This is a genomic window from Pedobacter psychrotolerans (genome assembly GCF_004340665.1).
GTDB lineage: Bacteria > Bacteroidota > Bacteroidia > Sphingobacteriales > Sphingobacteriaceae > Pedobacter > Pedobacter psychrotolerans.
The window spans coordinates 458114-472282 of sequence record NZ_SLWO01000001.1; the positions used below are offsets into that span (position 1 = coordinate 458114).

The following is a 14169-nucleotide window of genomic DNA, read 5'->3' on the forward strand; positions in this document are numbered from 1 at the left end:
AATAAGATTTATATTCAAATAAAAATGTCATAACATTTATCTATGAGAATTTGGCTTAATAAATACTTTGGTTTTAGTAAAAGCGAGTTTAACGGATTAATCATTTTACTTTTCATTTTATTCCTTCTTAAAATAGTTCCATACCTATATATATACTTTAAACCTATAGAGAAAGATCCTCCTAATCTGCTTGTACAAATTCAGAAAATTAAATTGACGGATGACCGGAACTTTAATTCGGAGGAAGAGGCTAATGGGTTAGTGAGTTCAAAACGGGCAGAAAACTTATTCAAATTTGATCCGAACACGTTAAATATTGAAGGCTGGCAAAGTTTAGGTTTATCCTTCAAGCAAGCAAAATCAATTGTTAATTATACGGGTAAGGGTGGTAAGTTTTACAAGCCTGAAGATTTAAAGAAAATGTATGTCATTTCTCCAGCGCGCTACATGAGGCTCATGCCATATGTCCAGATTAAAAAAAATATTACTGCTTATCCCCATGAAGATTTGGTTTATGAAAAAAAGGTTTATTTGAAAAAGCCTTTGCAAATTATTGATATTAATACGGCCGATTCTGCTCAGTTAGATGAGGTGAAGGGAATAGGTGGAGCATTCGCAACCCGAATTTTGAAATATCGTGAAAGATTAGGCGGCTTTCATAAAAAGGAACAGCTCATGGAAGTCTACGGATTGGATTCTGTTAAATACAATGAAATCAAAGATCAGATTTCAATGAGTACCGTTGCTTTGAAATCGATAAATATCAACACTGCTGTATTTACCGATTTGAAAGCAAATCCATACCTTTCTTATAAGCAGATTAATGCCATCATTCAATATAGAAAGCAACATGGCAACTATACTCATATTTCTGACTTAAAAAAGATTGCAATCCTGAATCAAAAGGTAATTGATCAAATCGCACCTTACTTATCTTTTTAAGTTGTAAAATATTGAAAGTTACAACCCTATAAAAACAATAGGATATCTTTCTTTTATCTATCTAAATCCAGGTTTAAGCGGATTATTCTTCTGGGGTTGTAAAATAATTGAAAAAACTTTTCCCTTTTAATTTCAAGGTTTAAAATTCACCAATAAACTAATTGGACTAAATACCATTTCATTCTGTAACTGTACGAATATTTAATGGTATTTATCCATCAGATATTTGTTTATCATTGCTGGAAACTAACTTAAATATAAACTCAATGAGTGTAAGCTTTAATTTTTCAGAGACAGAAACTCAGCAAAATGTAAAGGCGATGGTTCGCGATTTTGCAGAGAAGAATATTCGTCCACATATTATGGAATGGGATGAAGCGCAACACTTTCCTGTTGAGCTTTTTAAACAGCTTGGCGATCTGGGATTAATGGGCGTATTGGTTCCTGAAGAATATGGTGGTTCAGGTTTGGGCTACCAGGAATATGTTGATGTTATTGTAGAGGTAGCCAGGGTTTGTGGTTCTATTGGTCTATCTCTGGCAGCGCATAACTCGCTTTGCACAGGCCATATCATGGCTTTTGCTACTGAAGAGCAGAAACAGAAATGGTTACCAAAGTTAGCTACTGCTGAATGGATTGGTGCCTGGGGTTTAACAGAAGCGAATACAGGCTCGGATGCCCTAAGAATGATGACTACTGCTGTTGAAGATGGAGATGACTATATTATAAACGGTGCTAAAAACTGGATTACCCATGGAAAAAGTGGCGATATAGCTGTAGTGATGGTGAGAACGGGCGAGCAGGGAAGTTCTAAAGGAATTTCGGCGATAGTGGTAGAGCGAGGTACACCAGGATTTACTGCCGGAAAAAAAGAAAATAAGTTGGGTATGCGGGCATCGGAAACTACAGAAATGATTTTTGATAATTGCAGGGTTCCTAAAGCTAATTTATTGGGTAATGTAGGGGAGGGCTTTAAACAGGCTATGAAAGTATTAGATGGAGGAAGAATTTCTATTGCGGCATTAGCGCTCGGGATTGCCAAAGGAGCCTTTGATGCGGCAGTAGATTACTCAAAGCAACGTCAGCAATTTGGCCAGCCTATTTCCAGTTTTCAAGCCATTAGTTTTAAACTAGCTGATATGGCTACAGAAATTGAAGCAGCCGAGTTATTAATCCGTCAGGCAGCAGATTTGAAAAACAGGCATTTGCCCATGACAAAGGAATCGGCAATGGCAAAATATTTTGCTTCGGAAGTTTCTGTAAGAGTGGCAACAGAGGCTGTGCAGATTTTTGGTGGTTACGGTTATACTAAGGATTTTCCTGTAGAGAAATTTTATCGTGACAGTAAACTATGTACGATAGGTGAGGGTACTTCAGAAATTCAGAAGATTGTAATCGCCAGAGAAATATTATCTTAAAGGTAAAGGCTGAAGCTAAAAGACTAAAGGTAAAAGCTGAAAGACTATAGGTAAAAGTTGAAAGAATAAAGCTAAAAGAAAGGTAAGTGCAGATCTGATTGCATCAGAAACAACAAACCAAATATATTATGAGTAATCCGGAGGATTTAATTACCTCCGGATTTTTATTTGTTTGTATAATCTGCCTTACCTAGTGATGTTTTTAGACTAAAGACTATTGCGGCATCTCTTTAGAAGATACGATGCGATCGACTACATAAACACTAAAACCTCGCCACGGGAGTGTATTTTTATATTCTTTATAGTGTAGTTCATAAAACTTTCCACTATTGGTCATCATTTGATTTGCAATTTCTTCGTTTGCGATTGAAAACTCAAATTCATTGTTTTGAAGCGTGCCCGCCTGTTTTGACCGGATACCACTCTGAATGAGTTTTCCTTCATAAGTTTTAAACAGATAACCTTTTTTAACTACATAATTTAATTCACCGGCCTTAACACCTTCTCCAAAAACGAAAAAGTAGCGGTAGTAGCAAATGGCTGCAATTACAATTACCAGTAGAACCGCAACGATAGAGATCACTTTTTTACTTGTTGTCATATTATATAATGTATGTATGAATAAATGTAGTTAAACAAGAGAATAAATCATTGGGTAAAAAGAAATAAATCTTATTAAAAATTTTCCTCATTATCAAATAATTACTTACATTTGCAACCCCGATAGGTAGGGGAAATTAAAAGACCACGAGAGGAGGTATTTCAGCGTTATGATCATTATTAACATTAAAGACGGCGAATCATTAGATAAAGCCCTTAAACGTTTCAAGAAAAAGTTTGAAAAAACTGGTGTATTGAGAGAACTACGTAGTCGCCAAGCATACGAGAAAAAATCCGTTGCTCGTCGTACTGAAATTAAACATGCTGTTTACATTCAGAATATGAATCAAGACACAACTTCATAGTTGTTCAAGATATAGTTATTAAAGCCTTTCGATGTTACATCGAAAGGCTTTTTTGTTTATAGCCCTTATTCGTAATCTTGGCTAAACAATTCATTAATCATTTCTTTATATCGAAACAATTTGTAACTTCATATCAATGCAGCTAAATGATATTGAATGTTAATCGATAGTTTTATTAGATATTTAACCCACGAGAAACGCTATTCTAAGCACACTGTTTCGTCCTATCTCGCTGACTTGATTCAGTTTGAAGAATACATTACTGCCACATTCAATTTAACTATTCCTGATGTAAAACATAGCCATCTCCGGAGCTATATGGTTAATTTGATGGAAGAAAAAAGGTCTGAAACCACCATTAATAGAAAGATATCTACGTTAAGAAGCTTTTATAAGTTTTTAATGAAAGAGGGGCAAATTGTGCAAAACCCTACAGGTTTACTTAAGGCACCAAAAATTCCTAAGCGGCTTCCTGTGTTTATTGATGCGCAAAAGATGGATCAACTCCTTGATTCTGAAAACTATTTTGATGATGGTTTTCCTTCTGTGCGTGACCACCTGGTTATTGAATTGCTTTTTGGTACGGGGATTCGTTTGGCAGAATTAATTTCATTAAAAGAAGCAGATGTAGATGTTTATGCCGGTACTATAAAAGTTTTGGGTAAAAGGAATAAGGAAAGAATTATTCCTGTAAATAAACCGCTTATTAATCAATTGAATATTTATGTTGAACAAAAAAAGTTACAAAACTTTAATAACAATTTGCTTAACTTAATCGTTACCAATACAGGTGCTGCGGCATATCCAAAATTAATATACCGCATTGTTACCTCATACCTAAACTACATATCAACCAATGAGAAAAGAAGTCCACACGTTCTGCGGCATAGTTACGCCACTTCTCTGTTAAATGCAGGAGCAGATTTAAACGCCATCAAAGAACTTTTGGGGCATGCAAGTTTAGCAGCTACCCAGGTTTACACACACAATTCAATCGAAAGATTAAAAACAATTTATAAACAAGCCCATCCAAAGGCATAAAAAAAGGAGGAAAAATGAAAATCGGAGTTCAATCAATCCACTTCAGTGCAGATAGTAAGTTGTTAGAGTTTATTCAGAAGAAGGCGAACAAGCTGGATCAGTTTTTTGATCAGATTATTAGCGGAGAAGTGTATTTAAAGCTAGAGAATGTAGAGGACGAGGCCAATAAAATTAGTGAGATTAAACTGATTGTGCCGGGGGGTACCCTCTTTGCTAAGGAACAATGTAAATCATTTGAAGAGGCTACCGATTTGGCAATTGAGTCGTTGAGGAAGCAAATTACGAAACATAAAGATAAAACGCGTGCAAAATTAAGTGAACATAAGGCAATTTTAAGTGAAAGCAAAGCATCTGATTACTAAGTAGGTATTGTGTTTAAATACAAATTTGAAGATAGCGAACTTAAAAAGTTCGCTATTTTTTTTCGAATTTATTTTGAACTGAAATATAAGTGTGTATATTTGCATTCCCTTTCGGAAACGGTGTTAAGCCAATCAGAAAAGGATAGTTCTTTAAAAAGATAAACTTTTAAAAAAAACACGTTAATTGTATGAAAAATGAAGATTTTTCGTATCATTGCACAAATTTAAAAGCCTCCTTAGCTCAGCTGGTAGAGCAACTGACTTGTAATCAGTAGGTCATTGGTTCGATTCCGATAGGAGGCTCTTTTATTTTAAGGTGTCAACATTTTAAGATAAAGATGGGGGGATTCCAGAGCGGCCAAATGGGACAGACTGTAACTCTGTTATCGCAAGATTTCGAAGGTTCGAATCCTTCTCCCCCCACCAATTTATTTTAGATTGTAGATTGACGATTTTAGATTGGAACATTCAATCGTAATTCGTAAATTAAAAATCTAAAATTAATAAGCGGAAGTAGCTCAGTTGGTAGAGCGATAGCCTTCCAAGCTATAGGTCGCGAGTTCGAACCTCGTCTTCCGCTCTTAAATAAGTTGAGTAGTTGGCAATTGGCGGTTTGCAGTTACTGATAACTGGCAGCTGAAAACTGGAAACTAAATAGCCGACTTAGCTCAGCGGTAGAGCACTTCCTTGGTAAGGAAGAGGTCATGGGTTCAATTCCCATAGTTGGCTCAGGTATAATAAAGCTTTGTTAAATCTGTTAAAGATACAGAAGAGGCAAGGTTTTTTGTGTTGGAAAAACAATAATTAAAAATAATAAAAAGTTAACCTACTAATTAGTTATAAATAAAATGGCAAAAGAAAAATTTGACCGCAGTAAACCGCACTTAAACATCGGTACAATCGGTCACGTCGATCACGGTAAAACAACTTTAACAGCAGCTATTACAAAAGTTTTGGCTGATGCAGGTTTATCTGAGGCACGTTCATTCGATTCAATTGACTCTGCTCCAGAGGAAAAAGAAAGAGGTATTACAATCAATACAGCTCACGTTGAGTATTCAACAGCTAACCGTCACTATGCACACGTTGACTGTCCAGGTCACGCGGATTATGTGAAAAACATGGTTACTGGTGCTGCTCAAATGGACGGTGCAATTATCGTTGTTGCTGCTACTGATGGTCCAATGCCACAAACTCGCGAGCACATCTTATTGGCTCGTCAGGTAGGTGTTCCTTCATTAGTTGTATTCATGAATAAAGTGGATATGGTTGATGATCCTGAATTATTAGAATTAGTTGAAATGGAAGTTCGTGAATTATTATCATTCTACGATTTCCCTGGTGATGATATTCCAGTAATCCAAGGTTCTGCATTAGGTGGGTTAAATGGTGATGCTAAATGGGTTAGTAAAATCATGGAATTAATGGATGCTGTTGATAGCTACATTCCAATTCCTCCACGTTTAACTGAACTTCCTTTCTTAATGCCTGTTGAAGATGTATTCTCAATTACTGGTCGTGGTACTGTTGCTACTGGTCGTATTGAGCGTGGTGTAATCAACTCTGGAGATCCAGTTGAGATCTTAGGTATGGGTGCTGAGAACTTAAAATCTACAGTAACTGGTGTTGAAATGTTCCGTAAAATTTTAGATTACGGTGAAGCTGGTGATAACGTAGGTTTATTGTTACGTGGTATTGAGAAAGCTGATATCCGTCGTGGTATGGTAATCTGTAAACCAGGTTCAGTAACTCCTCACGCTGATTTCAAAGCTGAAATCTATGTATTATCAAAAGCAGAAGGTGGTCGTCACACACCATTCTTTAACAAATATCGTCCTCAATTCTATTTCCGTACTACAGATGTAACTGGTGAAATTTCACTAGCTGAAGGAACTGAAATGGTAATGCCAGGTGATAACGTTACAATTTCTGTGAAATTGATTTCTCCTATCGCAATGGAAAAAGGTCTACGTTTCGCTATCCGTGAAGGTGGTAGAACAGTAGGTGCTGGTCAGGTAACTGAAATCTTAGCTTAATTTTAAGCTTTAATAATATAAAAAGAGCTGGTCAAGGCTAGCTCTTTTTTATATACACGGGAATAGTTCAACGGTAGAATAGAGGTCTCCAAAACCTTTGATCAGGGTTCGAATCCTTGTTCCCGTGCTAAACATAATGATTGAGTATCAGAATGAGTGAATGATTGATTGAAGCGAAGCTTTGAGATAAATATCATTCACTCATTTACTCATTCACTCATTCAATAATTTGATATGGCTAAAGTAGTTGAGTTTATAAAAGAATCATACGATGAAATGACCAGTAAGGTTACTTGGCCTACCTGGGGAGAACTTCAAAGTTCTGCGATTCTTGTTTTAGTGGCTTCTCTAATTATTGCATTGGTTATTTTTGCAATGGATAAGGGATCTACTTTTGTGTTAGATACTTTTTATAAATCACTTTCTAATTAATATTTACTAATGAGCGATCTAAAGTGGTACGTTGTAAGGGCGGTTAGCGGTAAAGAAAAGAAGGTAAAACAATACATTGATGCTGAGATCAGCCGTTTAGGTTTCTCTCATTTGGTTCCTCAGGTATTAATCCCGATGGAGAAATATTACCAAATGAAAGATGGTAAAAAGATTGCCAAAGAACGTAACTTTTATCCGGGTTATGTTTTAATTGAAGCTACTTTAGATGGAGAGTTAGAGCACATTATTAAGGGTATTAACAGTGTTATTGGTTTCTTAGGTGATAAAGCTGGTAATCCAATTCCAATGCGTCAGGCAGAGGTGAATCGCATCTTAGGTGTGGTTGATGAAATGAGTGAACAAGGTGAAACCATGAATGTTCCTTATTATGTTGGTGAAGGTATTAAGGTTATGGATGGACCTTTCAACGGTTTCTCTGGTGTAATTGAAGAAGTGAACGAAGAGAAGAAAAAATTAAAGGTAATGGTTAAGATTTTTGGACGTAAAACTCCATTGGAACTTAACTATATGCAAGTAGAAAAAGAGTAAGCAGATCTACGATCGTAGATTTCAGATTTACGATTATCTGAAGATATCAAAAGCTTTCCTCAAATAGGAAAGCTTTTTTGTTACAAGTAAATTTGATTTCACTATATAATGTTTATATTAAAATTATTTTACCTAATCTATTGCAGGACTGCAAGATTATCCATATCTTTGCAGTCCTTTAAGCTTTATAGGAGCTATGAGGAATTAAATGTTACATGCTTCCAATATTTAACATTGAGTTTTAAATAAACAAAAACACAAAATGGCAAAAGAAGTCAGTGCAATGATCAAATTACAGATCAAAGGCGGAGCGGCAAATCCATCGCCACCAGTAGGACCTGCGTTAGGTGCTAAAGGGGTGAACATTATGGAGTTTTGCAAACAGTACAACGCTCGTACCCAAGATAAAGCAGGTAAAGTATTGCCAGTTGTAATTACTGTTTATGCTGATAAGTCATTCGAATTCATCATCAAAACCCCTCCGGTAGCTATCCAGTTAAAAGATGCTACTAAATTACAGAGTGGTTCTGCTGAGCCTAACCGTAAGAAAGTTGGGTCGGTGACCTGGGACCAGATTAAAGTTATTGCTGAAGATAAAATGCCTGATTTAAATGCATTTACAATCGAATCTGCAATGAGTATGGTTGCTGGAACAGCACGCAGTATGGGAATCACCGTTTCTGGTGACGCACCCTGGAACAATTAATTAAAAAACAGTTTACAACAGTGGCGAAATTAACTAAAAATCAAAAAAAGGCACATGCTAAGATAGAAGCTGGTAAAGCTTATACTTTACAGGCTGCTGCTGCTTTGGTAAAAGAAATCACTACCACTAAATTCGATGCATCAGTTGATATTGATGTATCTTTAGGTGTTGATCCGCGTAAAGCGAATCAAATGGTACGTGGGATTGCTACTTTACCACACGGAACAGGTAAAACTGTACGTGTTTTAGCTTTAGTAACTCCTGATAAGGAAGAAGAAGCAAAAGCAGCTGGTGCAGACTTCGTAGGTTTAGACGAGTATGTAGCTAAAATTGAAGGTGGTTGGACCGATGTAGACATTATTATCACTACACCAGCTTGTATGGCTAAGGTAGGTAAATTGGGCCGTGTTTTAGGTCCAAGGAACTTAATGCCTAATCCAAAATCAGGTACAGTAACTAACGATGTTGGTAAAGCTGTAACTGAGGTTAAAGCAGGTAAGATTGATTTTAAAGTAGACAAAACGGGTATCATACACGCCTCGATAGGAAAAGTATCATTCCCAGCAGACAAAATTTATGAGAATGCACTTGAAATTATTCAAGTAATTTCAAAATTAAAACCTTCTGCTGCAAAAGGAACTTATTTTAAAAGCATTCACGTGTCTTCTACTATGAGTCCTGGGATTGCAATTGAAACTAAATCAGTAGCGGGGATCTAATCATGAACAGAGAAGAAAAAAACGAAGTAGTTTTAGAACTACAAGGACAAATGCAAGAGTATGGCAATTTCTATATTGCTGATACTTCTAGCCTTTCTGTTGAGCAGATCAATAACATCCGCCGCAAATGTTTCGAAGATGATATCATTATGAAGGTTGCTAAAAACTCTTTAATCCGCAAAGCGATTGAAGGTTTAGATGGCGATGCTTCTGAGATATACGAAGCCCTTAAAGGTTCATCATCATTATTATTCTCAAAAACAGCAAACGCTCCGGCTAAGTTGATTAAAGCTTTGAGAAGAACATCTGATAAACCATTGCTTAAAGCAGCATTTATAGATTCATCAGTATACGTTGGTGATGATCAATTGAATAACTTAGTAAGCTTAAAATCGAGAGAAGAGCTTATTGGCGATATCATTGGATTATTACAATCACCAGCGAAAAATGTTGTATCTGCGCTTAAATCAAGCGGAGGCAAAATTGCAGGAATTGTTAAAACTCTTCAAGAAAGAGAAGGTTAACGAACACCTTAAGTTCGCAAATAAAACAAAATTATTTTACGTAAAAATTTAAAATCTTAATAAAATGGCAGATTTAAAATCGTTTGCTGAGCAATTAGTAAACTTAACCGTTAAAGAAGTTAACGAATTAGCTCAAATCTTAAAAGACGAGTATGGTATCGAGCCTGCAGCTGCTGCTGTAGTTGCTGGTCCTGCTGCTGGTGGTGATGCACCTGCTGCTGCTGCAGAAAAAACATCTTTTGATGTAATTCTTAAAGAAGCTGGTGGCGCTAAATTAGCAGTTGTGAAACTTGTTAAAGACTTAACTGGTCTTGGTTTGAAAGAAGCAAAAGACTTAGTTGACGGAGCACCAAAAGAATTAAAAGCTGGTGTTACTAAAGACGAAGCAGAAGCTCTTAAAAAACAATTAGAAGAAGCTGGAGCAGTAGTTGAAATTAAGTAATCACTTAATTTAGCTAGGCTAAAAATGTATTAGACACCGACTGAAAATGTCGGTGTCTTTACCTGTTTATAAACACCTCATTTTGTTTGGTTAATGAGAATGTTTCAAACCCGAACCATACAAATAGTTTATTCTTAAACTAAAATCTTTTAGTCCATTGGCAAAGACAGTCGAACAAAGAGTAAATTTTGCAACTAGTAAGCACATTATAGACTATCCGGATTTTCTGGATGTGCAATTGCAATCATTCAGAGAATTTTTCCAGATAGATACCACATCAGACGATCGCTCTAGCGAAGGTTTGTTTAAAGTGTTTGCTGAGAACTTTCCAATAACAGATTCAAGAAATATCTTCGTATTAGAGTTTCTTGATTATTTTGTTGATCCGCCACGTTACGATATACACGAGTGTATTGAGCGTGGATTAACCTACAATGTTCCATTAAAAGCAAAGCTAAAGCTTTCTTGTAACGATGTTGAACATGAGGATTTTGAAACTATTATTCAGGATGTGTATTTAGGTACTATCCCGTATATGACACCAAAAGGTACATTTGTTATCAACGGTGCAGAACGTGTTATCGTTTCGCAGTTACACCGTTCTCCTGGTGTGTTCTTCGGCCAAAGCCGTCACACTAACGGAACCAAATTGTATTCTGCTCGTGTTATTCCTTTCAAAGGTTCATGGATCGAATTTGCTACAGACGTTAATAACGTGATGTATGCTTATATCGATCGTAAGAAAAAATTCCCGGTTACCACTTTATTACGTGCTATTGGTTATGATTCTGATAAGGATATCTTAGAACTTTTTGATCTTGCTGACGAAGTAAAAGTTAGTAAATCAGGTTTAAAGAAATATATCGGTCGTAAACTTGCTGCAAGAGTTTTAAAGAAATGGGTCGAAGATTTTGTAGATGAAGATACAGGTGAGGTAGTTTCTATCGACCGTAATGAAGTGATTCTTGAAAGAGAAACCGTTTTAGAAGACGAACATATCGATATGGTGATTGAAGCTGGTGTTAAAACCATTATTCTTTCTAAAGAAGATGGTGCTAGCCAGGCCGATTATACCATTATTTATAATACATTACAAAAAGATACATCAAACTCAGAAAAAGAGGCTGTTGAAAACATCTATCGTGCTTTGCGTAACGCAGAACCACCTGATGAGGAAACTGCTCGTGGTATCATTGACCGTTTATTCTTCTCGGATAAACGTTACGATTTAGGAGATGTTGGTCGTTACCGCATCAACCGTAAATTGAAAATGAATACGCCTGATGATGTAAAAGTATTAACAAAAGCAGATATTATTGCGATTGTAAAATACCTGATCAAATTGATCAACTCTAAAGAAGAAGTGGATGATATTGATCACTTGTCTAACCGTCGTGTACGTACGGTAGGTGAGCAATTATACGCACAGTTCGGTGTTGGTTTAGCCCGTATGGCCAGAACAATCCGTGAGCGTATGAACATTCGCGATAATGAGGTGTTTACACCAACTGATTTGATTAACGCCCGTACGTTATCATCAGTAATCAACTCTTTCTTTGGTACCAATCAGTTATCTCAGTTTATGGATCAAACGAATCCATTGGCAGAGATTACACACAAACGTCGTTTATCAGCTTTAGGCCCAGGTGGTTTGTCACGTGAAAGAGCTGGTTTCGAGGTTCGTGACGTTCACTATACTCACTACGGTCGTTTATGTACAATTGAAACACCAGAGGGACCAAACATTGGTTTGATTTCATCACTTTGTGTGCATGCAAAAATCAATAATTTAGGTTTCATTGAAACACCATACAAACGTGTTGAAGATGGTAAGGTAGTTGTAGACTCAGACGTTATTTATTTATCTGCAGAAGATGAAGATGGTAAAACCATTGCTCAGGCTAATGCAGAATATGATGATAAAGGTAACTTTATTACACCACGCGTTAAAGCACGTTACGAGGGTGACTTTCCAATTATTGAGCCTGAGAAATTAGACTTGATGGATGTTGCGCCTAACCAGATTACTTCAATTGCTGCTTCATTGATTCCGTTCTTAGAACATGATGATGCGAACAGGGCTTTGATGGGATCGAACATGCAACGTCAGGCTGTACCATTGTTACGTCCTGAAGCTCCAATTGTTGGTACAGGTTTAGAAGGTCGCGTTGCCCGTGACTCGAGAACTTTGATCAATGCTGAGGGTGACGGTGTGGTAGAGTATGTAGATGCTAATGAAATTACTATCAAATATGAGCGTAACGAAGATGATCGTTTAGTTTCATTTGAAGGGGATAGCAAAACTTACCGTTTAATTAAGTTCAAAAAAACCAATCAGAATACTTGTATCAACTTAAAACCAATTGTTAAGAAAGGTCAGAAAGTTACTAAAGGACAAGTACTTTGCGAAGGTTATGCAACTCAAAACGGTGAATTGGCATTAGGTAGAAACTTGAAAGTGGCTTTCATGCCTTGGCAAGGTTTCAACTTTGAGGATGCGATTGTAATCAACGAACGTATTGTTCGTGATGATATTTTCACTTCATTGCATATTGAAGAGTTTGAATTAGAAGTACGTGATACTAAACGTGGAGAAGAGGAATTAACACCAGATATCCCGAACGTTTCTGAAGAGGCTACTAAAGACCTTGATGAAAACGGTATTATCCGTGTTGGTGCTGATGTAAAAGAAGGTGATATTTTAATTGGTAAGATCACTCCAAAAGGAGAATCTGATCCTTCGCCGGAAGAGAAATTACTACGTGCTATCTTTGGTGATAAAGCAGGTGATGTTAAAGATGCGTCTTTAAAAACTCCTCCTTCTATCCAGGGTGTGGTAATTGATACTAAATTATTCAGCCGTGCTAAGAAAACTACAAAAGCTGAAGAGAAATCGGCGATTGAGAAATTAGACAAAGGATATACCCAAATCACGGAAAAATTAAAAGCAGAATTAGTTGATAAATTATTCACTATCGTAAATGGAAAAACATCACAAGGTGTATTTAATATTTACAAAGAATTATTAGTTGCTAAGGGTGCTAAATTTACACAGAAAATTTTAGCAGATCTTGAATTTGCTCATATTAGCCCTAACAAATGGACTACTGATGATGACAAAAACGAGATGATTAAAATGTTGCTTCACAATTACGGTATCCGTGTTAATGAGGAACTTGGTGCTTACAAACGCGATAAATTTGCGATTAGTGTAGGTGATGAGCTTCCATCAGGAATCGTACAGATGGCAAAAGTTTATGTAGCTAAAAAACGTAAATTAAAAGTAGGTGATAAAATGGCAGGTCGTCACGGTAATAAAGGTATTGTTGCACGTATTGTACGTGACGAAGATATGCCTTTCTTAGCTGATGGTACTCCGGTTGATATCGTGTTGAACCCATTGGGTGTACCTTCACGTATGAACTTGGGACAGATCTACGAAACTATTTTGGCTTGGGCTGGTCAGGAATTGGGTGTTAAATTTGCAACTCCGATTTTTGATGGTGCTACACACCAAGAGGTTGAAGAGTGGATTGCTAAAGCAGGTGTTCCAGCTTCAGGAAAAACCTATTTATACAATGGTTTAACAGGTGAGCGTTTCGATCAGACTACAACAGTAGGTATTATCTACATGTTGAAATTAGGTCACATGGTTGATGATAAGATGCACGCCCGTTCAATCGGACCATACTCATTAATTACACAACAACCATTGGGTGGTAAAGCTCAATTTGGTGGTCAGCGTTTTGGTGAGATGGAGGTTTGGGCATTGGAGGCATTCGGTGCTGCTAATATTCTTCAGGAGATATTAACCGTTAAATCGGATGATGTGATCGGAAGAGCGAAAACTTACGAAGCCATTGTTAAAGGTGAAAACCTACCAACACCAGGTGTACCAGAATCGTTTAACGTATTGGTACATGAGTTACGCGGTTTAGGTTTAGATATTACGTTAGATTAATTAAGCCGAAAGACTAGAGACTAAAGCTCAAAGCAGCTTTGGTCTTTAAGCTTTCCGCTTTAACCTTATACA

The 14169-nt window shown here is 36.7% G+C and carries 14 protein-coding genes and 5 tRNA genes; 18 read left to right on the forward strand and 1 reads right to left on the reverse strand.

Annotated features, from left to right (window positions below):
* The first annotated feature begins 42 nt into the window (after positions 1-42).
* Together EV200_RS01945 and EV200_RS01950 are read left to right on the forward strand one after the other, a co-directional pair.
* A complete protein-coding gene (locus tag EV200_RS01945) occupies positions 43-942 on the forward strand; it encodes a ComEA family DNA-binding protein (protein ID WP_132529135.1) in 900 nt (299 codons plus the stop codon).
* 266 nt (positions 943-1208) lie between these two features.
* Positions 1209-2360: an acyl-CoA dehydrogenase gene (locus EV200_RS01950; RefSeq protein ID WP_132529136.1), complete on the forward strand. Its 1152-nt coding sequence runs from the start codon at positions 1209-1211 to the stop codon at positions 2358-2360.
* Between the two features lie 214 nt (positions 2361-2574).
* Here the strand turns inward: EV200_RS01950 and EV200_RS01955 are convergent, their stop codons facing one another.
* The gene (locus EV200_RS01955; RefSeq protein WP_132529137.1) at positions 2575-2961 is read right to left on the reverse strand and encodes a hypothetical protein; all 387 of its coding nucleotides are present in this window, start codon (positions 2959-2961) and stop codon (positions 2575-2577) included.
* 169 nt (positions 2962-3130) lie between these two features.
* Here EV200_RS01955 and rpsU point away from each other — a divergent pair, with 169 nt between their 5' ends.
* From rpsU to rpoB, 16 genes are all read left to right on the forward strand, one after another.
* A complete protein-coding gene (gene rpsU, locus EV200_RS01960; RefSeq protein ID WP_010601088.1) occupies positions 3131-3325 on the forward strand; it encodes a 30S ribosomal protein S21 in 195 nt (64 codons plus the stop codon).
* Positions 3326-3481: 156 nt separating this feature from the next.
* Complete coding sequence (locus EV200_RS01965) at positions 3482-4366, forward strand: tyrosine-type recombinase/integrase (protein WP_132529138.1); 885 nt, start codon at positions 3482-3484, stop codon at positions 4364-4366.
* 14 nt (positions 4367-4380) lie between these two features.
* A complete protein-coding gene (gene hpf, locus EV200_RS01970) occupies positions 4381-4728 on the forward strand; it encodes a ribosome hibernation-promoting factor, HPF/YfiA family (RefSeq protein ID WP_132529139.1) in 348 nt (115 codons plus the stop codon).
* A 230-nt stretch (positions 4729-4958) separates the two neighbouring features.
* Positions 4959-5031 (forward strand) — tRNA-Thr (locus tag EV200_RS01975).
* 37 nt (positions 5032-5068) lie between these two features.
* Positions 5069-5154 (forward strand) — tRNA-Tyr (locus EV200_RS01980).
* Positions 5155-5235: 81 nt separating this feature from the next.
* Positions 5236-5308: transfer RNA gene (locus EV200_RS01985), tRNA-Gly, on the forward strand.
* Positions 5309-5385: 77 nt separating this feature from the next.
* Positions 5386-5457: transfer RNA gene (locus EV200_RS01990), tRNA-Thr, on the forward strand.
* A 119-nt stretch (positions 5458-5576) separates the two neighbouring features.
* A complete protein-coding gene (tuf, locus tag EV200_RS01995; protein ID WP_132529140.1) occupies positions 5577-6764 on the forward strand; it encodes an elongation factor Tu in 1188 nt (395 codons plus the stop codon).
* Positions 6765-6820: 56 nt separating this feature from the next.
* Positions 6821-6891 (forward strand) — tRNA-Trp (locus EV200_RS02000).
* A gap of 107 nt (positions 6892-6998) precedes the next feature.
* Complete coding sequence (gene secE / locus EV200_RS02005) at positions 6999-7196, forward strand: preprotein translocase subunit SecE (protein ID WP_010601092.1); 198 nt, start codon at positions 6999-7001, stop codon at positions 7194-7196.
* A gap of 9 nt (positions 7197-7205) precedes the next feature.
* A complete protein-coding gene (gene nusG, locus EV200_RS02010) occupies positions 7206-7745 on the forward strand; it encodes a transcription termination/antitermination protein NusG (protein WP_029283241.1) in 540 nt (179 codons plus the stop codon).
* A 262-nt stretch (positions 7746-8007) separates the two neighbouring features.
* Positions 8008-8451, forward strand: coding sequence for a 50S ribosomal protein L11 (gene rplK, locus EV200_RS02015; RefSeq protein ID WP_132529141.1), 444 nt, complete (start codon positions 8008-8010; stop codon positions 8449-8451).
* Between the two features lie 20 nt (positions 8452-8471).
* Positions 8472-9170, forward strand: coding sequence for a 50S ribosomal protein L1 (gene rplA, locus EV200_RS02020; RefSeq protein ID WP_029283242.1), 699 nt, complete (start codon positions 8472-8474; stop codon positions 9168-9170).
* 2 nt (positions 9171-9172) lie between these two features.
* Positions 9173-9694, forward strand: coding sequence for a 50S ribosomal protein L10 (gene rplJ, locus EV200_RS02025; protein WP_088302929.1), 522 nt, complete (start codon positions 9173-9175; stop codon positions 9692-9694).
* 64 nt (positions 9695-9758) lie between these two features.
* Positions 9759-10136, forward strand: coding sequence for a 50S ribosomal protein L7/L12 (gene rplL / locus EV200_RS02030; RefSeq protein ID WP_029279312.1), 378 nt, complete (start codon positions 9759-9761; stop codon positions 10134-10136).
* Positions 10137-10293: 157 nt separating this feature from the next.
* On the forward strand, positions 10294-14097 hold the full coding sequence (rpoB, locus tag EV200_RS02035) for a DNA-directed RNA polymerase subunit beta (protein WP_132529142.1): 3804 nt from the start codon (positions 10294-10296) through the stop codon (positions 14095-14097).
* Positions 14098-14169: the final 72 nt, after the last annotated feature.

Coding starts and splice junctions, on each gene's coding strand:
- rpsU (WP_010601088.1), top strand. CDS start 3,131: ATGATCATTATTAACATTAAAGACGGCGAATCATTAGATAAAGCCCTT.
- rplJ (WP_088302929.1), top strand. CDS start 9,173: ATGAACAGAGAAGAAAAAAACGAAGTAGTTTTAGAACTACAAGGACAA.
- hpf (WP_132529139.1), top strand. CDS start 4,381: ATGAAAATCGGAGTTCAATCAATCCACTTCAGTGCAGATAGTAAGTTG.
- EV200_RS01955 (WP_132529137.1), bottom strand. CDS start 2,961: ATGACAACAAGTAAAAAAGTGATCTCTATCGTTGCGGTTCTACTGGTA.
- rplK (WP_132529141.1), top strand. CDS start 8,008: ATGGCAAAAGAAGTCAGTGCAATGATCAAATTACAGATCAAAGGCGGA.
- EV200_RS01965 (WP_132529138.1), top strand. CDS start 3,482: ATGTTAATCGATAGTTTTATTAGATATTTAACCCACGAGAAACGCTAT.
- tuf (WP_132529140.1), top strand. CDS start 5,577: ATGGCAAAAGAAAAATTTGACCGCAGTAAACCGCACTTAAACATCGGT.
- nusG (WP_029283241.1), top strand. CDS start 7,206: ATGAGCGATCTAAAGTGGTACGTTGTAAGGGCGGTTAGCGGTAAAGAA.
- rplL (WP_029279312.1), top strand. CDS start 9,759: ATGGCAGATTTAAAATCGTTTGCTGAGCAATTAGTAAACTTAACCGTT.
- secE (WP_010601092.1), top strand. CDS start 6,999: ATGGCTAAAGTAGTTGAGTTTATAAAAGAATCATACGATGAAATGACC.
- EV200_RS01950 (WP_132529136.1), top strand. CDS start 1,209: ATGAGTGTAAGCTTTAATTTTTCAGAGACAGAAACTCAGCAAAATGTA.
- EV200_RS01945 (WP_132529135.1), top strand. CDS start 43: ATGAGAATTTGGCTTAATAAATACTTTGGTTTTAGTAAAAGCGAGTTT.